Origin of the sequence: Actinoplanes palleronii, assembly GCF_016862315.1 — a bacterium.
Lineage (GTDB): Bacteria > Actinomycetota > Actinomycetes > Mycobacteriales > Micromonosporaceae > Actinoplanes > Actinoplanes palleronii.
This window is the reverse complement of the sequence record NZ_BOMS01000086.1, coordinates 1-22,272: the sequence shown is the minus strand read 5'-3', so window position 1 is coordinate 22,272 and position 22,272 is coordinate 1. Positions and strand designations below refer to the sequence as shown.

Below are 22,272 nucleotides of genomic sequence, written 5' to 3'. Positions count from 1 at the left end.
GACGCCATATTAGTACGCATGTTCGAAGAGGTGAGTGCCCGGGCCGACGTCCTCTGTCGTCGACAGCACGACGACCTCGGCAGACGTCCCCGGCGGCACCTCGACGGTCAGGCGGAGGACGCCGTCGGTGATCTCCCAGGAGGAGCGGATCCGGCCGTAGGGGCTGTCGTGCGTCGCCGACGCCCGGGTGAGCCCGCCACCCGGAATCGGGGCGATCCGGAAGCGCCGATAACCGGCCTCCAGGCACCGGATCCCGGCCGTGTAACGGTGCAGGAAGCCGATCACCGCCCCTTTCGAGTAGTGGTTCAGCGAGTCCCGCGCCACCCCGTCGGCGTTCACCCCGTCCCACCACTCCCAGACCGTTGTCGCGCCGCGATCCAGCATGGTCATCCAGGACGGCTCGGTGTCCTGGGCCAGCAGGTCGTAGGCGAGGGCGGCGTGCCCGTGCTCGGCCAGCACCGGCAGCAGGTCCGCGGTGGCCAGGAACCCGGTGGCCAGATGCGTCCCGGCGTCCCGGATCAGCGTGGCGAGCCGGTCCGCGGCGGCCCGGGTGTGCTCCGGCGGGACGAGTCCGAAGGCCAGCGCCCGGACCAGGTTGGCCTGGGTGTCCGGCCGGATCCGGCCGTCGGCCGCGACGAACTCGGCCTGCCACGCGGCCCGGACCCGCTCGGCGAGTTCCGCGTACGGCGCCGGGTCGTGGCCGAGCACCGCGGCGATCTCTGCCATCAGGGACGCGGAGCGGTAGAAGTAGGCCGTGGCCACGTCGGTGAAGTCCCGCGCCTGGTAGGTCGCCATGTCCCCGATCACGTCACCGGGCACCAGCCACTCACCCCAGTGGAAGCCGGAGTCCCAGAGGTGCGGGTCCGGGTGCGCACCGGCGGCCGCGGATCGCTCGACGAACCCGAGCCACGCCCGCATCGAGTCCCACTGCTCGGCGAGCAGCCGCACGTCGCCGTAGGCGCGGTAGACCTCCCACGGCACGATCACCGCGGCGTCGCCCCACCCGGCCGACCCGTTCCATCCGCCGAGCGGCCCGTGCCGTCCCTCGGCCGGCGGGGTCGGCGAGATGTTCGCGACCACCCCGGTGTCCCACTGGTCGGCGGCCAGGTCGCGCAGCCACTTGGTGCTGAACCCGGCCACGTCGTAGAGGAACGCCGCGGCCGGCACGAAGACCTGCCAGTCCCCGGTCCAGCCGGCCCGTTCCCGGGTCGGGCAGTCGGTCGGAATGTCGCAGGCGTTGCCCCGGAAACTCCACACGGCCGCCTCGTGCAGCCGCTCGATCCGCTCGTCGTCGCAGCTGAACCAGCCGGTCCTGGTCAGGTCGGAGTGCACCACGACGCCGGTCACGTCGTCGGCCGAAAAATCCGCAAGACCAGTTATCCGTACGTAGCGGAAGCCGTGTGTCGTGTGCCGCGGCTCGAAGACGCCGGCACCCGCGAAGGTGACCCGGTCCACCTGCCCGGCCGACAGCGGATGCGGCAGGAAGGGCAGCGCCGGCGCCAGGTGGGTCATGTCCACGTCGCCGTCCGCGCCGAGCGCCTCCCCGTGGGTCAGGGTCACCTCGGCGCCGGCCGGGCCGGTGAGCCGCACCCACCCGTTGATGTTCTGGCCCAGGTCCACCACCCGCCGGCCGGGCGCGAGCGTGGTGATGGCCACCGGCCGGAGTTCCTCGATCCGGCGCACCGGCGGCGCCACCGCGCCGACGAGCCCGTCGAAGCCCAGCTCCGGCGCGAGCCGGGCCGGAGACCAGGGCCCGGGCCCGGCGGCGAGGTCGGCGTGCTGGCCCTCGATCAGGTCGGCCGCCCGCACTGCCGAGACCCGGCTGGTCCAGCCGTCCCCGGTGCCCCCGGCGACCCGGCCGTCCACGTGCACCTGGGCCAGGAAGGCGGTCGCCGCACCCCACTGGTCGGCGGCCCGCAGCAGGCCGACCTGCCCCCGGAACCACCCGTCGGTCAGCAGCACGGTGATCTCGTTGACGCCGGGCCGGAGCAGGGCGCTCACGTCGTACGTCTGGGTCTGGAGACGCGAAGCGTATTGGGTGAAACCCGGGGTCAGCTCCTGATCGCCGACCCGGACCCCGTTGACGAAGGCCTCGTAGAGGCCGTGCGCGGTGGCGTAGAGCCGGGCCGAGCCCACCGGCCCGGCGCAGACGATCTCGCCGCGCAGTTCGTGCCCGGGGCGCTGCCCGGCCGGCGCGACGCTGTCCTCGGCCGGGCGGATCCACCGGGCGCTCCAGTCGGCGGGGGAGAGCAGCCCGGTCTCCACTGCGCACGGCTCCGACCACGGGCTCTCGCCGAGTGACGTGCGGACCCGGACCTGCCAGGTGACCCGCTGCGCCGGGCCGAGCGCGGCGAACGGCCACGCCACCAGCACGTGGTCCGTGCCGGGCAGCCAGCCGGTGTCCTGGCCGTCGGTGGTCCGCACCCGGAAGGCGGACTGCGCGTCGGCGCCGGGCGGGAGCCGCCAGGACAACCGTGGCGACCGTTCGCCGATCCCGAACGCTTCCTCGAGGTGCTCGACCCGCGGCTTCATGCGGCGACCCTATGAGAGGTCGATCACCCGCTCCAGCACTTCCCGATCTTCCCGTCGGGTTCACCTCGCAAAGGGCCCCAAATGTTCCCGTTGCTGAGGGGACAAAACGCGACGGCGGTCACAAAAAGCGAGGGAATCGCGTCCTGGAAATCTCGGTTTTTAGAATCGAGTCACCCACGCTCACGTGAAATCGAGGAACCACCCATGTTGCTCACCACCCCCACCGTGCGCGACCTCGAGCGTCTCACCGCCCGGGTCCTGGAGAACTCGACCCGGACAGCGGGCGCGCGCATCGACGCGTACCGCCACGACGCCAACTTCTTCATCGACATCGACCTGCCCGGCTACGACGCCGCGTCGATCGACATCACCGTCGAGGGCAAGGTGCTGACGATCCGCGCCGAGCGCAAGTGTGCCGCCGGTGCCGACGTCCAGTACGTGATCGCGGAGCGCCCGGTGGGCTTCAGCCGGGACGTCCAGCTCGCCGACCTGCTGGACACCGACCGCCTGGAGGCCCGCTACGACCAGGGCGTGCTGACCCTGAGCATCCCGGTCGTCGACGAGCGCCAGCCCCGCCAGGCCGAGGTCGCCGCGGCCCGCTGAGCACCGGCCCGCCGCGGCCTAGTGCTCGAACTGGATCCAGTTGACGTTCATGAACTCGCTGTCGTCGCCCGCGGTGAACGTGAGGTAGACCGTGTGCGTCCCGGTCACCGGGGTCAGCGCCGCGACGTCGGTACGCCAGTTCTGCCACCCGCCGGTGTTGCTCACCGACAGCTCACCGACGGGGGCGGCGTCCGCCGCGTCCAGCCGGATCTGCACCCGGCCGGCCACCCCGGCGTCGGACGCCACCCGGATCTTCGCCTTCGTCGCCGGCACCTCGCCGAACACGAAGTTGTCGAATCGCAGGTAGTCACCCCGGTTGATCCAGCCGACGTTCTGCCCGCCGCCCTCGTCCTCGGTGTCCTGCGCCTCGAGGCCCTTCAGCTCGTTCGCCGACTCGGCCTGCAGCAGCGGGTACTTCACCGGGGTCGGCGCGGGCGTGGTCGGCGCCGGTGACGGGGTGGTCGGCGCGGCGGACGGCACGGTCGAGGCCATCGACGCGGGCACCGGGGTCTCGGCGGGCGTGTCCTGCCAGCGGCCGATCAGATAGCCGACGAACAGCAGGCCGAGACCGGCGGCGCCGGCCACTGCCCGGTTGCGGTTCGTCCAGGCGCGGGTCCGGTAGACGGACGGAGAGGGCTGGTCCACCCGGCAAGGGTAAACACCCTGATCCGCCGGTGATCACACCGGTGCGAGATTGACGAGCATCTCACTACCGAGCGTGGCGGCGGCGTCCGGATCCGCATCCGGGCCACCGATCCGCGGGTCCCAGTTCGGCTCGTAGAACAGCTCGGTGGCGCCGGCGTCCGCGTACTGCCGGGCGCGTGTCCGGATCTGATCCCAGGACTCCGTCCCGGAGTCGACCGCGGCCCGGACCACCACCCGTACGTCATCGGGGTTCTTGCCGGTCTCGGCCGCGGCCTGCCGGACGATCCGTGCCCCGCGCTCGACCTCGGCCGGACTGGCGCGACTGCTGCTCACCCAGCCGGCCGCGATCCGCCCGGCCCGGCGCAACGCGACCTCCGCGGTCCCGCCGAGCAGGATCGGCGGGCCGCCGGGCTGCACCGGGCGCGGCAGCATCCGGCTCGGCGGCACCCGGTAGAACTCGCCCTCGAACGCGGTCTCCTCGCCGGTGAACAGGGTGCGCAGCACCGCGAGGTACTCCTCGGTCCGGCGGCCGCGCGGACGCGGGTCGGCGTTGGTGGCCACGAACTCGGGCTCCGACCAGCCGGTGCCCAGGCCCAGGTCGAATCGGCCGCCGGTGAGCCGGTCCAGGCTGCTCACCTGTTTCGCCAGGTAGGCCGGCGACAGGTACGGCAGGTTGATCACCGAGACGCCCAGCCGGATCCGGGACGTGGCCGCGCCGGCCCAGGTCAGCGCGACGATCGGGTCCAGCACGCTCTGATAGCTCGGGGCCAGGTCCTGATCACGGCCGGCGAGCAGCCGCTGGAACGCCCAGAGCCCGTGATAACCGAGCTCCTCGGCCTGCCGGGCGATCGACGTGAGTGTTTCCGGCTGGGCCCACGCGCCGGACACCGGGCACCCGAAACTGATCAGCATGAGGGCAGGTTAGTCACCGGGTAGCGTGGGCCGGGTGACCACACTCGAAGGTGCCTGGGAGTTGAGCCGGGGCGAGACCGGGCTGGCCGTGGTGTCCACCGCGCGCGCCGATCTCACGGTGCAGTCCACGCTGGTCAACACCGGTCTGATCAGCCATCCCGGCGACGGGACCCCGGTGCTGGCGTTCGTCACGTACGGGCCGGTGAAGCTGCGCAACCTGCGGGAGCGACCGGATCTGGCGGTGGCCTTCCGCAGCGGCTGGCGGTACGCGACCGTGGAGGGGCGGGCACAACTGGCCGGCCCGGACGACCCGCAGCCGTGGCTCGACGCGGAACGCCTGCGCCTGCTGCTCCGCGAGATCTTCACGGCGGCCGGGGGCACCCACGACGACTGGCCCGCGTACGACCGGACGATGGCCGACGACCGCCGCGCCGCCGTCCTGATCACCCCGACCCGGGTCTACCCCTGACCGTCCAGCCTGTTGCGGACTTCGGACGGCGGGTGACCGCACTCGTCGCGGCGGTGGGTTGTGTGGTGCTGGCATTCGGCATCCGGCGCTTCACCGGCAGCCCGCTGCTGAGCAACGGCCTGGTCGAGCAGGCGTCCGGGACCGCGCTGTACGCGGCGGCCGTCTTCGCCGGGGTGGTGGCGCTGTGGCCCCGGCTGGCGTCCGGGTGGGTCGCGCTGATCGCCGCCGGGTACTGCTGGGCGGTCGAGTTCCTGCAGCTCAGCCCGATCCCGGCCGCGCTCGCCGCGCGCAGCCTGGCGGCCCGCCTGATCCTCGGCGTCAGCTTCGACCCGGCCGACCTGTTCTGGTACCTGGCCGGCATCGTCCCGCCGGCCCTGCTCCTGACCTGGCTCCACCGCCGCGCCCGCTGACCCCTCCGGCGGTGACTGGGCGGGGCGGGCTCCGGTCGTACCGGAAAGTGGTTTTGATCTTTGGGGTTGTGGGACGCTGCGGGGGTGAGCGGCATCGATCCCCATGTGCACGTCGAGGTGGGTCTCGTGCGCTCCGGTGCGGATGTTCGTAACCTGCTGGCGGCCACGTTCGGGCTGGTCGGGGACCTGCCGGCGGAGGTGGAGACCGGGTGCGGGCAGCGGGTGGCGCGGGTGATGACCTCGCCGCATCCGCGGAGCGTGACGTGCCTGCCGTGCCGGGAGTTCGCGAGCGAGCAGCATCGGGTGTTCGCGGAGCAGCTGGAGACGATGTTCCGGATGCCGGGAGTGGCCGTCCAGCATGAGGACGGGCGGGAAGCCGTGGCCCGGCACCGGGAGATCGCCGCGAGGTTCGCCGCGACCTGAAGTGAAGCGGGGGATCTACAGTCGGCGGCGTGAGAGGGACTCGGGAGCGGGATCCGGCTGCCTGGATGACCGGGCTGCTGGTGGGCGGTGGGGTCGGCGGGGCGGTGTTGTCGTTGCTCGCGCTGCGGGACCTGTTCAGTTTTGCCGACACCGAGCCGGCGCATCCGGTGCGGGGCGGCTGGTTCCTGCTGGCCTGCGCGGTGTTGCTGGTCGCCGCACCGCTGACCGCGACCGGGATCGGGGTACGCCACCAGCGGAAGATCTACGCGACCGTCTGCGCCGTGCTCAGCCTGGCCGGCCTGGTCGCCGGCGGACTCATCGCGCTCAGCGGGCTGCGGGAGACCGGGCTGGTGGAGAAACCGGCGCCGGTCGTCGCGACGACACCCGCGCGACATTGTGTGGAGCTCAGCGGCGGCGACACCCGCTGCCCCGGGGGATGATGGACGGCATGGCCGATGAGCGCGACGGTGTGCCGCTGACCAATCTGGATCAGGAGCTGTTCCCGGGTGCGGGTGCGACGAAGCGGGACCTGATCGACTATCTCGACGTGGTCGCCGACCGGCTGATCCCGGTGCTGCGGGACCGGCCGCTCTCGGTGATCCGGGTGCTGCGCGGCCAGGACCGGTTCATGCAGAAGAACCTGCCGAAATACACGCCGGACTGGGTGCCGCGCACCACGGTGTGGGCCGAGGCGTCGAAGCGCGAGGTGAGCTACGCCCTCGGCAACGACCGCCGCACCCTGCTGTGGTTCGGCAATCAGCGCGCCGTCGAGTTCCATCCGGCGCTGGCCCTGGCGGCGACCCCGCACCGGCAGACCCACCTGATCATGGATCTGGACCCGCCGGAGGGTGGTGGTTTCGCCGTGGCGGTCAGCGCCGCCCGGCTGGTCCGGCAGGCGCTCGCCGACGCCGGGATGAGCGGCGCGGTGAAGACCAGCGGTTCGAAGGGGCTGCACGTCTTCGTCCCGCTGGCCGGTGATCCCGCGCCGGAGGACGTGGCCGCCGCGCAGCGCGCCGTCGCGGCCCGCGCCGAACGGATCGACCCGGAGCTGGCCACCACGGCGTTCATCCGGGAGGACCGGAACGGCAAGGTGTTCCTGGACGCGACCCGGGCCGGTGGGGCGACGGTGGCGGCGGCCTACAGCCCGCGGATCCGGCCGGGGGTGCCGGTGTCGTTCCCGCTCGGCTGGGACGACCTGGACGACGTGACACCCGGCGACTTCACGATCCTGAACGCGGCGGAACTGCTGGGCGACCGGGATCCGTGGGTGGCGGGGATGCCGGCGGCGCAGGAGCTGAGCGCGGGGCTGATCGAGGAGGGGCACACCATTCCGGTGGCCCGGGTGCAGGCCATGCACGAAGGCAAACGCCGGGCCAAGGCCAAGCGGGACGCGGCGGAGAGCTGAGGCGCCTGGCGGCGCGGCCAACCCCGCTCAGGAGGCCAGGGCGCTCCAGAACGGCACGGTCGGGCGCACCCGCCGGTTGGCCGGCTCGCCGAGGCCGAACTCGCGGTTCACCCAGTCGCTGATGTCCACGCCGTAGCAGAGCACGTCACTCTGGTAGATCGACAGCACCGGGTGGCCGGGGATGACGGCCGGCAGATACCGGTGCGCGTAGAGCGGGATCATCCGCGGCGCGATCATCAGGCCCGCGCGGGCGGTGCTGACCCGGTCGCCGAGCGGGGCGCCCCACCCCTCGTACCAAAAATCGTTTTCGGCCACGTCGAACAGCACACCCTCGACCGGCCCGGCCAGCGCCGACCGTAGCGAGGGGCGGTCGCCGCCGCGCCAGTCGGGCCAGCCGATGCCGGTGGGCAGGCCGGCCTTGAGGAACTCTCGGTGGTCGGGGGCAAACGTGAAGGCGAACTCGGCCTCGAGGTCGGCGACCTCACGATCGGTCAGTCCGGGCGCGATCGTGAAGCGTCCGGAGGCGGCGAGCAGTTCCGCGGCGGTCACGGGACTACCTTAACCAGCGAGACCGCATACATCGAATGGTGTAGCTCGTACGCGGGAGGAGTCCATGCGGGTGACAACGGCCGGACGACGCGCCGCACCGGCCCCGGCCCCTAGCGTCCTGACCATGAACTTCATCTATCTCGCCGCGCTGGCGACCCTGCTCGGCGTGCCCGCCGGGCTCGCCATGACCGGCGGTGACGCCGACACTGTGATGACCGTCTCACTAGCGGTGACCATGGCGGGGCTGGTGTTCGCCGCCCGCCGCTGGCCCCGCACCACCCTGGTCATGTCGGTGTCGATCGTCGGCGCCTGGCACACCGCTCACCTGATCGAGTCCGGCTGGGTCTGGCCGGCCACCGCCGCCCTGGTCGTCGTCGCGCTCACCGGTCACCTGCGCACCGCCGTGATCACCTCCGTAATCCTGCTCGCCTTCGGGGTCGCCTGGGACGGTGCGGTCGAGCAGCACACCTCCGCGTGGGTGTTCTCCCGGCTGGGCGGCGAGGGGCTGTGGCTGATCGCCGCGCTGGCCGCGGCGGTGGCCTACCGCAACACCGGGCGCTGGCGGGACGAGCTGGCCCAGCGGGTGTCCCAGGAGAGCCTGCACCGGCACGTCGAGGAGCGGGTGGAGATCGCCCGGGACCTGCACGACGTCGTCTCGCACACGCTCGGGGTGGTCGGCGTGCACCTCAACGTGGCACTCGACGCCTTCGACGACGACCCGGCCGAGGCGCGGGCCTCGCTGCGGCTCGCCCAGGAGGTCCGCGGCCGGGCGATGACCGACCTGAAGACCCTGGTCGGTGTGCTGCGCAGCGGCGCGCTGCCGGGCCTGGACAGCCTGGAGGGGCTGGTCGCGCAGATCCGCGCGTCCGGGCTGGCGGTGTCGCTGAACGAGTTCGGCGACCCGGTCGAGGTGCCCGCGCCGGTCGCCGCCGCGGTCTACCGGGTGGTGCAGGAGTCGCTGACCAACACGGTCCGGCACGCCGGCGCGACCCGGGCCACGGTCACCATCCGGTACGCCCCGGACCGGGTCCTGGTCGACGTGCAGGACGACGGCCCGGGCAGCGCGGCGCCGATCGTCGACGGGCACGGGATCTCCGGCATGCGGGAGCGGGTGGCCGCGCTGGGCGGCGCGCTCACCGCGGGTCCGGGGGACAGGGGCTTCGCGGTCCGAGCCAGCCTCCCCCTGCGGGGATAGGGAGACCCATGCCGATCACCGTGCTTCTCGCCGACGACCAGCACCTGGTCCGGGCCGGTTTCCGCAGTCTGCTGCGCCGCGGCCGGGACATCGAGGTCGTCGGCGAGGCGTCGACCGGCGAGGAGGCGGTCCGCACCGCCCGGAGCCTGCGCCCGGACGTGATCCTGATGGACATCCGGATGCCCGGGATGGACGGCATCGCGGCGACCAGGAAGATCCTCGAGTTCGCCACCTCCAAGATCATCATTCTGACCACGTTCGAGACCGACGAGTACGTCTTCGCCGCCCTCGCGGCCGGTGCCAGCGGCTTCCTGACCAAGGAGATCGACCCGGACGGCCTGCGCGCCGCCGTCCGGGTGGTCGCGGCCGGTGACGCGTTGCTCTCCCCGAGCGTCACCCGCCGGGTGGTCGGTGAGTTCGCCCAGCGGCCGGTCCGGTCGGCCGAGCGCGGCGATCGGCTGGCCGCGCTGACCGAACGGGAACGCGAGGTGGTCGCCCTGGTCGCCACCGGGCTCTCCAACGACGAGATCGCCGCCCGTCTGGTGATCAGTCCATTGACCGCGAAGACCCACATCACCCGGGCGATCGCCAAACTCGGCGTCCGCGACCGGGTCCAGCTGGTGATCGTCGCGTACCAGGACGGCCTGGTGTAACCGCTTTGCTCCCGGCCTCTTCCTCATACCGCAGCGTTGCGACCCGATAGCCCCGGTTGATCACAATTTGAGGGCGGAGGCGTCGAGATGACTCTCAACAACGCGGAAGGACCGGTGGACATCCGCCGGTGGCTCCGGGTGTGTCTCGCCGTCTTTTCGGTCCTCGTAGTTCTCGCCGTAATGCTCGGCGCCGAGGTAGGCGGTCCTGACATCGCTAACGACGTATCCACCTGGGCGCTCGTCGTCCTTCCGACCGCGGCGGCCGGCGCCTGTCTGTGGCGCAGCCGGCTCTTCACCGGCCGTGGCCGCTGGGGCTGGATGGTCATCGCCGCCGGGCTGCTGAGCTGGGGCGCGGGACAGGCCTACACGCTGGCGCAGACCTTCCCGCACGGCGGCGACCTGGACATCCCGTCCCCGGCCGACGTCGGCTACCTCGGCCTGCTGCTGCTGATCCCGATCGGCCTGCTGATCCTGCCGAGCGCCTCGCAGCCGCTGGCCAACCGGGCCCGCAGCGTCCTCGACGGCCTGCTGGTCGCGGCGTCGCTGGTGCTGGTCGGCTGGGTGTTCGTGGTCGATCCGCGGATCCAGCCGGGTGACGACGGACTGGGTTTCTACCTGACCCTGCTCTACCCGCTCGGCGACATCGTGATCGCCACCATGATCGGTTACATGCTGCCGCAGCGGCGGGCGCTCTACCGCTGCTCGGCCGACCTGATGTTCGTCGGGCTCGGCGTGGCGGCCTTCGCGATCTCCGACATCGGCTACGCCTACCTGCGGATGGTCCACGACTACCAGTCCGGCTCGGTGATCGACCTCGGCTGGATCTTCGGCTTCGGGCTGGTCATCGTCGGCGCAGCCCGGTCCAAGGACGCCGAGCCGCTGAAGAGCGAGTTCAGCCCCCGGATGCGGTTCGGCGCGGTGATGCTGCCGTACGTGGCGGTGGGCGCGGCCCTGTTCGCCAGCGTGCTGTTCCACATCACGTCCGGGCACAGCAGCCCGTTCGTGGCGTACACCCGGTCGCTGCTGATCCTGCTGCTGATCGGCCGGCAGGTGCTGACGCTGCTGGAGAACCGGGAGCTGACCGGCACGCTGGAGGCCCGGGTCGAGGACCGTACCGCCGAGCTCTACGCCCGGGAGCAGCAGTTCCACGCGCTGATCCGGCACAGCTCGGACGTGGTCACGGTGATCGACGCGGACGGGACGATCACCTTCCAGAGCGAGTCGATGCAGCGGGTCTTCGGGTACGGCCACGAGCTGTTCGTCGGCCGTCGCTACATCGAACTGGTCGACGACGAGGTGGCGATGCGGCTGGCCCGGGCGATGCGGCAGGTGGCGGCCCGGCCGTACTCGACGGTCACCCTCGAGGTCGTGCACACCCACCAGGACGGCCGGAAGCGCCCGTCCGAGGTGATCATCACGAACCTGGTGGACGACCCGCACGTGGCCGGCTACGTGCTGAACACCCGGGACATCAGCGACCGCAAGGAGCTGCAGGAACAGCTGGTGCACGAGGCGTACCACGACTCGCTCACCCAGCTCGGCAACCGCGCGCTGTTCCGCGACCGGGCCGCCGCGGCGCTGGCCCGGACCACCGACCTGACCGTGCTGCACCTCGACCTGGACGGCTTCAAGCGGGTCAACGACAGCCTCGGCCACCTGGCCGGCGACCAGCTGCTGGTGCAGGTCGCCGACCGGATGAAGGCCTGCGTGCGGGCCGAGGACGTGGTCGCCCGGTTCGGCGCCGACGAGTTCGCGGTGCTGATCGAGTCGGCCTCCACCGACGAGGCCGAGAACGTGGCCCGCCGCATCCTCGCGGACCTGGACCAGCCGATCGAAGTCGGTCACCGCAGCATCCACATCCGGGCCAGCATCGGCCTGGCCGTGGCGACGCTGCTCGGCGAGGCCGACCTCGCCGACGGCCCGGTGGAAGGCGCCGAGCAACTGCTGCGCAACGCCGACCTGGCCATGCACGCGGCCAAGGCGGCCGGCGGCAGCGTCTTCACCAGCTACCGGCCGGACATGCGGGACGGACTGGTCGAACGCCTCGAACTCGAGAACGACCTGCGGGACGCGCTGGAGCGCAACGCCCTGCGCCTGCACTACCAGCCGACCATCGATCTGGACACCAACGAGGTCATCGGCTTCGAGGCCCTGGTCCGCTGGCCGCACCCGACCCGCGGCATGATCAACCCGCTCGACTTCATCCCGCTGGCCGAGGCCACCGGCCTGATCGTGCCGCTCGGCAAGTGGGTCCTGCACGAGGCCTGCCGCCAGGCGGTCGAGTGGAGCACCGAGGCCGGCGGCCGCCCGCTGAAGATGTCCGTCAACGTCTCGGTCCGCCAGTTCGACCAGACCGATTTCGCCGAGACCGTTGTCGCGGTGCTCGCCGAAACCGGCATGTCGGCCGACTGCCTCTGCCTGGAGATGACCGAGTCGGTGCTGATGACCGACACCGAGGCCAACCTGGAGCAGCTGGTCCGGCTCAAGGCCCTCGGCCTCACCCTGGCCATCGACGACTTCGGCACCGGCTACTCCTCGCTCGCCTACCTGCGCCGCTTCCCGATCGACACCCTGAAGATCGACCGCTCGTTCGTCGAGCGCCTCGGCGGCGTCCTCACCGGTGACACCGCCCTCACCGACACCATCGTCCGCCTCGGCAAGAGCCTGGGCATGGCGACGGTCGCCGAGGGCATCGAGGAGTTCGGCCAGCTGGCCGCGCTGCGGGAGATGGGCTGCGGGTTCGCCCAGGGCTACTACTTCTCCCGCCCGGTCCCGGCCGCCGAGGCCGGTCGCCTCTTCATGGAAGGCGCCGACACCCCGCTGGAAGCCATGCTGTAAACCCCTTTTTTGTACGACCTGGGCAGAGTCCCGGGCGGCGCACGCGACGCAGCGGGTGCCTCGGATCGCCCGGCGCGCGCCGGGCGATTCTGTTTGGTCACCGCCCAGGCCGCGGCCGGTCCCGGTAGCCGGTCCGCTCCCGGCCCCGGCTGGGCCTCACGGCCCTTATCGGCCCGCCTCAAGGGCCGTGAGGCCCAGCCAAGAAGCTCGGGCTGGCCGTGGCGGCCGTTATGGGCCGGCTTAAGGACCGTCAGGGCCAGCTGCGGTCGGGACGCGCGTGGCTGCCTCGGGGAGCGCGGCGCTGGCGTCGCACCGGGCAGGTCAGGGGCGGACGAACTGGTCGGCGGCGGTGGCCAGGTCGGCCTGGAGGGTGCTCGCGTCGTGGCCGGTGGCATACGCCGTCAACGCGGCGTTGATCGCGCTCTGCCAGGGCTGGGAGCAGGCCGAGCCGTGTGCGCACGACGGCACCGGCACCGCGGTCTTCCAATCGGTCATCGCGGCCCGCTGGTACGGCGCGAACCCGGCCGGTGACACGTCGGTGCGCGCCGGTATCGAGCCCTTCGCGGTGTTGAAGGCCTGCTGCCCCGCGGCCGAGCCGACCGTCTTCAACCAGCAGGTCGTACCGGTCGCGTTCGGCGCGCCGGTGGGCAGGGTGAACGAGTCGGCGAGCCACTGGAACGTGGTGCCGTTGCCGGGGAACGTCAACCAGCCGTACCCGGGCAGGCCCTTGGCGGTCAGGTCGGCCGCCTCCCAGTCACCCATCAGCTGGTACCCGGCCTTGCCGTCGATCAGCAGGCGCTCCGCCTGCGGCCAGTCCAGGCTGTCGCGGTCCAGGTTGGCATATCCGAGCAGGCGGACGAAGTCGGTGATCGCCGTGGTCACCGGCGCACCGGTCCACGGGGTGGCGCCGGTGAACAGCCCGGCGAACTTCTCCGCACCCAGGTCGCTGATCAGCACCGCTTCGAGGAGCATCAGCTGGGTCCAGTCGCGGCCCAGGGCGAGCGGTGCCTCCACGCCTGCGGCTTTCAGCCGGGCCAGATCGGTCATGAACGCGGGCAGGTCCTTCGGCGGGCCGGTGATCCCGGCGCGGGCCAGCACGGCCGGGTTCGTCCAGATCACGTTGGCGCGGTGGATGTTGGCCGGGACCGAATAGATCTTGCCGTTGACGGTCAGGTCGTCGATCAGGCCTCGGGGCAGGACGGCGCGCAGACCCCACGCGTCGTAATAGCCGGTCAGATCCTGGACCCGGCCGGCGTCGATGTACTCGGTCAGTTCGGCGCCGGCGTGCGCCTGGAACGTGTCCGGCGGGTCCTTGCGGGCCATCCGGTCGGCGAGCGCCTGCTTCGCGTTCACCCCGGCGCCACCGGCCACCGCGGCGTTCTCGAACCGCTGGCCGGGGCAGTCCGCGCCGAACCGGGCGACCAGCGCGTCGAGTCCGGCTTTCTCGCCGCCCTCGGCCCACCAGGTGAACACCTCGACGGTGCTGGGTGCGGTCACGTCGTCGTCGCCCCCGGAGCCGCAGGCGGCGACGCCCAGCACCGCGGCCACGGCGAGAACGGCCACCATTCGCATGATGCTCAGACTATTACCGAACGGGAGGAAGCGCCGCCGTCGAGCACGGGGAGATCCCGCCGGCTCCGGAACGGGCCGACGACCAGGATCAGACCGGAGAGCGCGTAGGTCGCGGTCATCACGGCGATGGCCACCCGTGATCCGTACGCGGTGGCCAGCGCCCCGCCGAGAACCGCGCCGACCGGAATCGTGCCCAGGTTGACGAACTGCATCGCGGTCAACACCCGGCCGAGCAGCTCGGCGGGCACGTACGCCTGCCGGAAACTGCCCGCGATCACGTTGCCGGCCACCACGAACGCGGCGACCAGGGCGGTGCCGGCGACGAACGCGATCAGGCCGGGCCCGGGGCCGGTGAACGGGATCAGCAGCGCGGACACCCCGGCGGCGAGCTTGCAGGCGAGCATGGCGCGGGCCGCGCCGTACCGTCGTACCAGAAACGGTGTTGCTCCTGCGGCGGCGACGCCGCCGAGACCAGAAGCGGACATCAGCAGCCCCACGGTGCCGGCGCCGACGCCGACGTCGCGGACCAGGAAGACCACCGTGAGCGCGCCGTATCCGGTGAGTGCGAGGTTCGCGGTGGCGCCCTGCAGCATGAGGTTCCGCAGGTAGCGGTCGTGCAGCAGCCAGCGGACGCCGTCGCGGATCTCGTGCGCGAGGTGCTTGCGGGGCGCGCGGGCGACCGGGCGTTCCGGGCGGCGGATCAGGGCCAGCCCGAGGAACGAGACGGCGAAGCTGGTCGCGTCGACGACCAGGCCGGTGACCGCGCCGAGGGTCGCGGCGAGCGCGCCGGCCAGCGCCGGACCACCGATCTGTACGGCCGAGGTGCTGCCCTGCACCAGCGCGTTCGCCCGCACCAGCTGCCCGGACTCGAACATGGCCGGCAGGAACCCGGTGTTCGCGACCTCGAAGAACACCGACGCGACCCCGGTCAGCAGCGCGACCACGAGCAGGTGGGCGACGGTGAGCCGGCCCAGCCAGGCGGTCACCGGGACGCTGGCGACCAGCAGCACGCTCGCGGCGTCGCAGGCCAGCAGCACCGGGCGCTTGGCCACCCGGTCCACCCAGGCGCCGGCCGGCAGGCCGATCAGCAGCCAGGGGAGCCAGGCCGCGGCGGTGAGCAGGCTGACCGTGAACGCGCTCGCGTTCAGCACCTGCAGGGCGATCAGCGGGGTCACCACGGAGGCGACCGAGGTGCCCAGCTGGCTGACGGTCAGGCCGCCCCAGAGCTTGCGGAAATCCGGGTCGGTGGTGATGCCGGTGCTCATCACATGCCTCCTCGAGTGATCACGGTCGGGCGGGAAAACCTCGGCCCAGGACGAAGACCGGCACGCGGTCCTCGCGCTCCGGCCGGTCCCGGTAGCGGCCGATCAGCTCCAGCAGCTCGTCGCCCAGCTCGGTCAGCTCCTCGGGGGACAGGCGCAGCCAGGCGTCGCTGGCGAACGCGCTGGTCACCCACGGTTCGGTATGGGACGCGGGACTGCCCAGCCACGTGTTGACCAGGTCGATCTGCCGCTGGAACCCGATCGCCTCGGCGGCGTCCGCGGCCTCCTGCGGGAAGTGCGCCGGGTTCCAGCTCAGCCGGGGGTCGTTCATCCGCCACCAGTGCTCCTTGCGGTTGCGGGCCAGCTCGGGCGCCTCCTGGATGAGCCCCGCGTCGGCGAGGACCCGCAGGTGGTGGCTGACGTTCGCGACGGCCTGGCCGGTGGCGCGGGCCAGCGCGCTCGGCATCGAGGGCCCGTCGACCCGCAGCGTGTCGAGCAGGCGGCGGCGCAGGGGGTGGGCGAGCGCCTTGAGAACGGCCTCGTCCCTGATCTCGGTCATGCACCCAGCATGCTAGGTAAAGAGCTGTTGCGCAACAGTTCTTTACTCAGCGGGCGTCGTCGGCGCGATTGTTGACAAAGCTGTCCACGGCGGCCTTACCCCGCGCATAGGTCACCGACAGTGCGTGCACAACCGTCGATGGTCTTCTCTCCCGGACACCAATCCACTCAGGAGGGCGGCAATCTTGACTGAGCCACACCTGGACAACGCGGCGTACGTCCGTGAAGTCCACGACAAGGGCCTGGCGTTCGACCTCGGCACGATGAACCGGCGCCGGATGCTCACCCTGATCGGCGGCGCCGGCGCTGCCGTGATGGCCACCGGCACGCTGCTCGGCACCGCCTCTCCCGCGCTGGCCGCGCTGGAGGAGGTCGAGTCGGAGACGGCCGGGCCGTACCCGGCGGACGGCTCCAACGGCGTCGACGTGCGCACCGAGTCCGGCATCGTCCGCAGCGACATCCGGTCGTCGTTCGGCACCTCGACGACCGTGGCCGAGGGCATCCCGCTGACCTTCGCGCTGACCCTCGTCGACCTGGCCGGCACGCCCCTGGCCGGCGCGGCGGTCTACGCCTGGCACTGCGACCGGGACGGCAACTACTCGCTCTACTCGACCGGGATCACCGACGAGAACTACCTGCGCGGCATCCAGGAGACCGACGACACCGGGACGGCGACCTTCACCAGCATCTTCCCGGCCTGCTACTCGGGGCGGTGGCCGCACATCCACTTCGAGGTGTACTCGTCGGTGGCGAACGCGACGAGCGGCGCGGGACCGATCGTGAAGACGTCGCAGATCGCGATCCCGGAGGACGTCGCGGATCTGGTGTACGCGACGGACGGCTACAGCCAGAGCGTCACCAACCTCGGTCAGATCACCCTGGCCACCGACAACGTGTTCGGCGAGGACTCGGCGGCGCGGGAGCTGGCGACGGTCACCGGCAGCGTCACGGCGGGGTTCGTCGCCACCCTGACGGCGGCGGTGGATCCGAGCGGGACCGAGGAGAGCGGCGGAGGCACCCCGCCGTCGGGAGCGCCGCCGTCCGGCGCTCCGTCCGTCAGTCCCAGCGTCAGTCCCAGCGCCAGCGCGTCGTCGTCCGCGTCGGCCTCCGTCAGTCCCAGCGCGACGACCACCGCGGCCGTGCCGAAACCGCGTCAGCCGCAGAAGAAGAAGGACCGCCACTGGTGGAACCCGTTCTCCTGGTGAGAACGCCAGCGGGGTCTCGGGCCGGCCCCCAAGCAAACCCGAGACCCCGCCGGCGCTCAGACCTCGGCGGTCAGCTCGAAGACCTGGCTGGTGGGGTGACCGGCGCGTTCGTGCACCCGCATCACCGCCTCCTTGCTGGGCCCGGTGCTCAGGCAGAACACCTTGCCGGCCTCGGGGTCGAGCCAGGCGCGCTCGAAGTGCACGCCCTCCTCGCCCTCGATCTTGAGGTCGGCGTCGTGCGCGGCGTTCAACTGCTCCGCGGTGACGCCGAAGAACCCGTCGTGGACGTCCATGAACTTCGCCATCAATAACTCTCCCGGTGGTGCGGTGGTAACCGACTCGCTCAGCGTGCTCCCGGCCGCGCCGTCGGACATCGGTCATAACACCTAGGAAGCGCGGCGGCGGCTCCTAAAGTTCCGCTGTGGCGCTCACCAGCGGAGTCCTGATCGGACGGCACGACCTGCTCGACCTGGCCGACCGGCGGCTGGCCGCGGCCGCCGGCGGCGAGGGCGGACTGCTCCTGCTGGCCGGCGAGGCGGGCATCGGCAAGACCCGGCTGCTGCGCGAGATCAGCCGGCGGGCGGCCGTCGCCGGATTCGCGGTGATCGGCGCGGCGGCGGCGCCGGGCGACACCGAGGTGGCCGGCGCGCTGGCCGGTGATCTCGGCACCGAGCTGCGCCGGGACCCGGCGACCGCGGCGATCGGCGAGCGGATGACCGGGCGGTTGCGGGAGAGCGCCGACGGCGACCCGGACCGGTACCGCCGGCTGCTGGTCGCCGACCTGGTCGAGATGATCGAGCAGGTCGCCGCGCGGCCGATCCTGATCACCCTCGAGGACCTGCACTGGGCCGACGACCTGACCCTCGACCTGCTGGCCCGGCTCGCGCCGCGCGCCCGGAAGCTGCCGTTGCTGCTGGCCGGCACGTACCGCAGCGACGAGCTGTACCCGCGGGTGCCGCTGCGCTCCTGGCGGGCCCGGCTGCTCACCCAGCGGCTCGCCGAGGAGTCCCGGCTGCCCAGGCTGAGCCGGGCCGACACCGCGGCGCTGGCCGAGGCGATCTCCGGTCGTACCCATGCGGGTCTCTTCGACCGCAGTGACGGGATCCCGTTGCACGTCGAGGAGTTCCTGGCGGCCGCCGCCGGTGTGCCGGACACCCTCGCCGACGCCGTGCTGTTCCGCGCCGAGCAGCTCAGCCCGGACGCGCGGGGGCTGGCCGGTGCCGCGTCGGTGCTGGGCCGGTCGTTCGACCTGGACCTGATCGTGGCGATCACCGGTGACCCGCCGGAGACGATCGACGCGGCGCTGCGGGAGCTGGGCGACCGGTTCTTCGTGCAGCCGCGCGGCGACGGCACCGGGTACGACTTCCGGCACGCGCTGATCCGCGACGCGCTCTACGCCGACCTGCCACCGCTGCGGCGACGTGACCTGCACGGGCGGGCGGCCGAGGCGGCACGGGCGGCGGGTTTCGCGGCCGCGTTCGTGAGCGACCAGTTCGAGCGGGCGCAGCGTCCGGGCGAGGCGTTCCCGTCCGCGATGGCCGCCGCCGAGGAGGCCGCCGCGCTCTCCGCGCACCAGGAGGCTGCCGGGCTGTACCGGCGGGCACTGCGCACCATGGACCCGGCCGGCGACCGGGCCACCGTGCTGACCGCGCTGGCCGGCGAGCTGGCCGCGATCGACGACAACGCCGCGGCCGACCGGGCGTACGCGGAGGCGTCCCGGCTCCGGCTCGCCGATGGTGACCGGCTCGCCGCGGCCGCGCTGCTCCCGGAGTGGGTGGCGGTCCGGCACCTGCTCGGCGACGGGCTGGACCGGCGTACCGCGGCGCTGCGGGCCGGGCTGCCGCTCGCGGCCGGTGACAGCGGGGTGCTGGCCCGGCTGCACGCGGCGCTGGCGGCGGCGTACATGCTGGACCGGCGGCTCACCGAGGCCCTCGAGCACGGGGTACGGGCTCGCGCGCTCAGCTCGGCCGCCGATCACGACCTGGACGCCACGGTCGGCTCGGTGCTGCTCTTCCTGGGCCGGCTGGACGAGGGGTGCGCGCTCCTGGAAAGCGTGATCACCAGGGCCGTGGCGGCTGATCGGGAACGGTCGGCGGCGCGGGCGTACCGGATGCTCGGCTCGTCGACCTCGGTGCTCGTCGAATATCCGCGGGCACAGCGGTGGCTGGCCGAGGGCATCGCCTACGCGGAACGGGCCGAGCTGGTCAACGACCGGCACTACATGGCCGCGCACCTGGCCCACGTCCGCTGGGCGACCGGTGACGTGGCGGGCGCGCGGGCACAGGCCCAGGCCGCGCTGGCCGACGGGCGCGGCGGCATCACCACCCGGATCACCGCGCTGCACGTGCTCGGCTACACCGCGCTCGGCGCCGACCCGCCGGCCGCCCGGGCCGCGCTGACCGAGGCGGCCGAGCTCGGCGGGTCGATGCGTGAGCTGCAGCGGGTCTCGCCGGCCTGGTGGGGCCTCGCCGAACTCGCGGTTCTCGACGGCGACCACCACGCGGCGATCGCCCGGTGCGAGGCGGGCTACGCGGCCTCGGCCGCTGTCCGGGACGCTTCCTACCTCTTTCCGTACGTGGTGACCGGCACCCGGGCGTACCTCGCCGGGTCGGGTCCGACGCAGGCCCGCGAGTGGCTCGCCCGGGTCACCGAGCTGCTCGTCGAGCGGGGGATCCCGGGCACCCTGGGCGCGCTCGACCACGCCCGGGGGCTGATCAGCCTGGCGGAGGGACAGACCGGGAAGGCGCGTCTGGCCCTGGACGCCGCGGCCGGGTTCTGGGCCGGTCGGCGCCGGTTCTGGGAGGGCACCGCGGTGCTGCTCGACCAGGCGCGGTGCGCACACCGGTCCCGGCGGCCGGGTGAGGCGGCGGCGCTGGTCACGGCGGCGCGCGCGGCGTGGGGTGCGGCGCTCGGGGGCACCTTGGGGAGCGCCTCCGGAAGCGTTTCTGGAAGTGCCTTCGGAAGCGCTTCTGGAAGTGCCTTCGGAAGTGCCTTCGGAAGTGCCGAGCCGCCCGCGGTGTGGCTGGACGGCACCGGGAACGCCGGCGCGCAGCCCAGGGTGCTCACCGCGCGGGAGCTCGAGGTGGCCCGCCTGGTCGCGGCGGGCCGGACCGACCGGGAGATCGCCGGGCAGCTGGTGATCTCACCGCGGACGGTGGCCGCGCACGTCGAACACATCCGTACGAAATTGGGGGTGGCCCGGCGCACCCAGATCGCCGGCTGGCTCGCCAGTGATCTTTCGAGTTAATTCCATCGGGGTACGTCAAACGGGCCATAGCTAACGGTCGATCAAGCTCGGCACAATTCGCGGCATGAACGCGCCCGGCAACTCCGTCATTCTGCTCATCCTGCTCACGGTCTTCGTGGCGTGCGTGGGGTACGTGGCCGGGCGGCTCCACGAGCGCCGGGAGGGGGGTGAGGAGCGTGAGGAGGCGTACCAGAGCGGCTACGACCACGCGGCGCGCAGCGTGTTCAGCCTGGCGGCCCGGGTCGCCGGGCCGCGGCGGCGAGGGGCGGTGCGGGCGTCCGCGGTGGTGGGTGGCGAGGCGGGAAGCTCACGGACGGGTGTCTCCCGTACGAGTGAATCCCCGCCTCCGGTGCCTCCCGCAGCCTCCATCCCGTCCGCGGTGACCTTCCCGGCCTCCGTTCCGTCCGGGGTTGCGGTGTCTCCCGCGGATTCTGTGCCGGTGCCGCCGTCTGCGGCCTCCGGGGTGTCTCCGGCAGTGTCCTGGGCGGCGGCTGCCCCGGCGGGGGAAGCGCTCTCGCGAACGGGGGGTTCGGCCGCGGCGGCAGCAGCAGAGTTGGCGCCGGTGCCGGGCCGTCGCAGAGCAGCTGCCCGGCCGGGGCCGAGGGCGTCGGCACTTCCGCAGGTCGGCTTCCCCGCGCCGACACATGTCGTGCCGGGCGTCCCGGAGCCGCCCGCGGACGGCGGGGTGAACTATTCGGAGCTGCCGGATCCGCGCTGGGCAGGCCAGGAGGACCTGGTTACCGAGCCGCCATTCCCCACCCCGCCTTCCGCGCCGCTCCCGGGCCCGGCTTCCGCGCCGCTCTCCGCTCCGCATCCCAGCCCGGACTCCGCGCCGCATCCCGCTCCGCTCGTCGGCCCGCATTCCGTTCCGTCCTCTGCCCCGCGTTCCGGTTCGGACTCCGCGCCGGTCTCCGGGTGGGAGTCGGCTCCGCGTTCGGGTCTTCATTCGGGGCTTCGGGACGCCGGCCAGCCTTCCGTGCGGTCCGGGCCGCTTCCCGCGCAGCGGGAGCCGGAGGTGAAGCCGGGCAGGCAGGCCGCGGGCTGGCGGTATGCCGAGCCGGTTCCCGCGCTCTATCCCGGGACGGCGAGCGAACCCGTCGACCCGTCGGAGCCGGTGGTCGAGGTGGAGAGCTCGGGACGCCACACCGTGCCGGACGAACTGGTGCGGGCAGCCACCTACAAGCTCGCCGCCGACCGGGTGGCCCGCGCCAAGGTCATCGGCCCGGACGACGCCGCCCCCGCGCCGGCGAACGCCGCCCCGTCCTCCGCCCGGCCCACGTCGCCATCGTCGCCGGAACCGGGCGGGCGGCCGCCGGTGCCTCGTCCGCGAGGTCTCTGATCCGGGTTTCTGTCAGACCCCGGGTCTAGATTTCCGGCATGGTCACCGTCGATGACGTCCGGCGGATCGCCCGGGATCTGCCACGCAGCGAGGAACACCTGATCCGGGACAGAGTGAAGTTCCGCGTCGGCAAAATCGTTTATGTCGCCTTCTCCCGCGACGAGACGATCATGGGTTTCGGCTTTCCCAAGGAGGAGCGTGACGCCCTGATCGCCGCCAACCCGCGGACCTTCCACCTGCCCCGCGAGTCCGACCTGCGCTTCAACTGGGTCCAGGCCCACCTGTCCCACCTCGACGAGGACGAGATGCCCGAGCTCGTCCTCGAAGCGTGGCGCATGACCGTCCCCAAGAAAGTCTGGTCCGCCTACCTGCCCCGCCTCGCCTGACTCCCCATAGCCGCTCGCCCCGCCGGCGTTCACGGCGGGTTCCGAGCGTGTGAAGTAACGGTCGCCTCC

The 22,272-nt window shown here is 72.4% G+C and carries 21 protein-coding genes; 13 read left to right on the top strand and 8 right to left on the bottom strand.

Annotated elements, in window-relative coordinates; translation table 11 throughout:
* Positions 1-9: 9 nt before the first annotated feature.
* On the bottom strand, positions 10-2,532 hold the full coding sequence (locus tag Apa02nite_RS27400) for a family 78 glycoside hydrolase catalytic domain (protein ID WP_203827533.1): 2,523 nt from the start codon (positions 2,530-2,532) through the stop codon (positions 10-12).
* Positions 2,533-2,736: 204 nt separating this feature from the next.
* Here Apa02nite_RS27400 and Apa02nite_RS27395 point away from each other — a divergent pair, with 204 nt between their 5' ends.
* The gene (locus Apa02nite_RS27395; RefSeq protein ID WP_203827532.1) at positions 2,737-3,135 is read left to right on the top strand and encodes an Hsp20/alpha crystallin family protein; all 399 of its coding nucleotides are present in this window, start codon (positions 2,737-2,739) and stop codon (positions 3,133-3,135) included.
* A gap of 18 nt (positions 3,136-3,153) precedes the next feature.
* On the opposite strand, the gene Apa02nite_RS27390 is transcribed toward Apa02nite_RS27395, so the two are convergent.
* Both Apa02nite_RS27390 and Apa02nite_RS27385 read right to left on the bottom strand, forming a co-directional pair.
* Positions 3,154-3,780, bottom strand: a complete 627-nt coding sequence (locus tag Apa02nite_RS27390) for a carbohydrate-binding protein (protein WP_203827531.1) — start codon at positions 3,778-3,780, stop codon at positions 3,154-3,156.
* Between the two features lie 33 nt (positions 3,781-3,813).
* The gene (locus Apa02nite_RS27385) at positions 3,814-4,692 is read right to left on the bottom strand and encodes a TIGR03619 family F420-dependent LLM class oxidoreductase (RefSeq protein ID WP_203827530.1); all 879 of its coding nucleotides are present in this window, start codon (positions 4,690-4,692) and stop codon (positions 3,814-3,816) included.
* Positions 4,693-4,726: 34 nt separating this feature from the next.
* Between Apa02nite_RS27385 and Apa02nite_RS27380 the strand changes: the two genes are divergently transcribed.
* The 5 genes from Apa02nite_RS27380 (at position 4,727) to Apa02nite_RS27360 (ending at position 7,399) form a co-directional block, all read left to right on the top strand.
* Complete coding sequence (locus Apa02nite_RS27380; protein WP_203827529.1) at positions 4,727-5,161, top strand: TIGR03618 family F420-dependent PPOX class oxidoreductase; 435 nt, start codon at positions 4,727-4,729, stop codon at positions 5,159-5,161.
* Between the two features lie 32 nt (positions 5,162-5,193).
* The gene (locus Apa02nite_RS27375) at positions 5,194-5,571 is read left to right on the top strand and encodes a DUF2809 domain-containing protein (RefSeq protein WP_203827528.1); all 378 of its coding nucleotides are present in this window, start codon (positions 5,194-5,196) and stop codon (positions 5,569-5,571) included.
* An 84-nt stretch (positions 5,572-5,655) separates the two neighbouring features.
* Positions 5,656-5,994, top strand: coding sequence for a hypothetical protein (locus Apa02nite_RS27370; protein WP_203827527.1), 339 nt, complete (start codon positions 5,656-5,658; stop codon positions 5,992-5,994).
* A gap of 29 nt (positions 5,995-6,023) precedes the next feature.
* On the top strand, positions 6,024-6,434 hold the full coding sequence (locus Apa02nite_RS27365) for a hypothetical protein (RefSeq protein WP_203827526.1): 411 nt from the start codon (positions 6,024-6,026) through the stop codon (positions 6,432-6,434).
* The gene (locus Apa02nite_RS27360) at positions 6,434-7,399 is read left to right on the top strand and encodes a DNA polymerase domain-containing protein (RefSeq protein ID WP_239164612.1); all 966 of its coding nucleotides are present in this window, start codon (positions 6,434-6,436) and stop codon (positions 7,397-7,399) included. The genes Apa02nite_RS27365 and Apa02nite_RS27360 overlap by 1 nt, the downstream gene beginning before the upstream one ends.
* Positions 7,400-7,426: 27 nt before the next feature.
* Here the strand turns inward: Apa02nite_RS27360 and Apa02nite_RS27355 are convergent, their stop codons facing one another.
* A complete protein-coding gene (locus tag Apa02nite_RS27355; protein ID WP_203827524.1) occupies positions 7,427-7,948 on the bottom strand; it encodes a hypothetical protein in 522 nt (173 codons plus the stop codon).
* A 124-nt stretch (positions 7,949-8,072) separates the two neighbouring features.
* On the opposite strand from Apa02nite_RS27355, the gene Apa02nite_RS27350 reads away from it, so the two are divergent.
* The 3 genes from Apa02nite_RS27350 (at position 8,073) to Apa02nite_RS27340 (ending at position 12,634) form a co-directional block, all read left to right on the top strand.
* A complete protein-coding gene (locus Apa02nite_RS27350) occupies positions 8,073-9,143 on the top strand; it encodes a sensor histidine kinase (RefSeq protein ID WP_239164608.1) in 1,071 nt (356 codons plus the stop codon).
* Positions 9,144-9,151: 8 nt separating this feature from the next.
* Entirely contained in the window at positions 9,152-9,796 is a 645-nt protein-coding gene (locus Apa02nite_RS27345; protein ID WP_203827522.1) for a response regulator, read from the top strand.
* 87 nt (positions 9,797-9,883) lie between these two features.
* Positions 9,884-12,634, top strand: a complete 2,751-nt coding sequence (locus Apa02nite_RS27340) for a putative bifunctional diguanylate cyclase/phosphodiesterase (RefSeq protein ID WP_203827521.1) — start codon at positions 9,884-9,886, stop codon at positions 12,632-12,634.
* A gap of 321 nt (positions 12,635-12,955) precedes the next feature.
* On the opposite strand, the gene Apa02nite_RS27335 is transcribed toward Apa02nite_RS27340, so the two are convergent.
* From Apa02nite_RS27335 to Apa02nite_RS27325, 3 genes are read right to left on the bottom strand one after another with little or no spacing between them, the layout of a single operon-like run.
* On the bottom strand, positions 12,956-14,206 hold the full coding sequence (locus tag Apa02nite_RS27335; RefSeq protein ID WP_203827520.1) for an ABC transporter substrate-binding protein: 1,251 nt from the start codon (positions 14,204-14,206) through the stop codon (positions 12,956-12,958).
* A 5-nt stretch (positions 14,207-14,211) separates the two neighbouring features.
* Entirely contained in the window at positions 14,212-15,471 is a 1,260-nt protein-coding gene (locus Apa02nite_RS27330) for an MFS transporter (protein ID WP_203827519.1), read from the bottom strand.
* A gap of 19 nt (positions 15,472-15,490) precedes the next feature.
* Entirely contained in the window at positions 15,491-16,027 is a 537-nt protein-coding gene (locus Apa02nite_RS27325) for an ArsR/SmtB family transcription factor (protein WP_203827518.1), read from the bottom strand.
* A 184-nt stretch (positions 16,028-16,211) separates the two neighbouring features.
* Between Apa02nite_RS27325 and Apa02nite_RS27320 the strand changes: the two genes are divergently transcribed.
* Positions 16,212-17,231 (top strand): intradiol ring-cleavage dioxygenase, encoded by a 1,020-nt coding sequence (locus tag Apa02nite_RS27320; protein ID WP_239164607.1) that lies wholly within the window; start codon positions 16,212-16,214, stop codon positions 17,229-17,231.
* 56 nt (positions 17,232-17,287) lie between these two features.
* Here Apa02nite_RS27320 and Apa02nite_RS27315 read toward each other — a convergent pair whose 3' ends face one another.
* Positions 17,288-17,536 carry an SCO4226 family nickel-binding protein gene (locus Apa02nite_RS27315; RefSeq protein ID WP_067684348.1) on the bottom strand — a complete coding sequence of 83 codons (249 nt, stop codon included), beginning with the start codon at positions 17,534-17,536 and terminating at the stop codon, positions 17,288-17,290.
* A 116-nt stretch (positions 17,537-17,652) separates the two neighbouring features.
* Here Apa02nite_RS27315 and Apa02nite_RS51975 point away from each other — a divergent pair, with 116 nt between their 5' ends.
* The 3 genes from Apa02nite_RS51975 to Apa02nite_RS27300 all read left to right on the top strand — a co-directional run bounded on the left by Apa02nite_RS51975 (position 17,653) and on the right by Apa02nite_RS27300 (position 22,203).
* Entirely contained in the window at positions 17,653-20,478 is a 2,826-nt protein-coding gene (locus tag Apa02nite_RS51975; RefSeq protein WP_203827517.1) for a helix-turn-helix transcriptional regulator, read from the top strand.
* 1,015 nt (positions 20,479-21,493) lie between these two features.
* A complete protein-coding gene (locus Apa02nite_RS27305) occupies positions 21,494-21,817 on the top strand; it encodes a hypothetical protein (RefSeq protein ID WP_203827516.1) in 324 nt (107 codons plus the stop codon).
* A 38-nt stretch (positions 21,818-21,855) separates the two neighbouring features.
* A complete protein-coding gene (locus tag Apa02nite_RS27300) occupies positions 21,856-22,203 on the top strand; it encodes an MmcQ/YjbR family DNA-binding protein (protein ID WP_203827515.1) in 348 nt (115 codons plus the stop codon).
* The last annotated feature ends 69 nt before the right edge of the window (positions 22,204-22,272 follow it).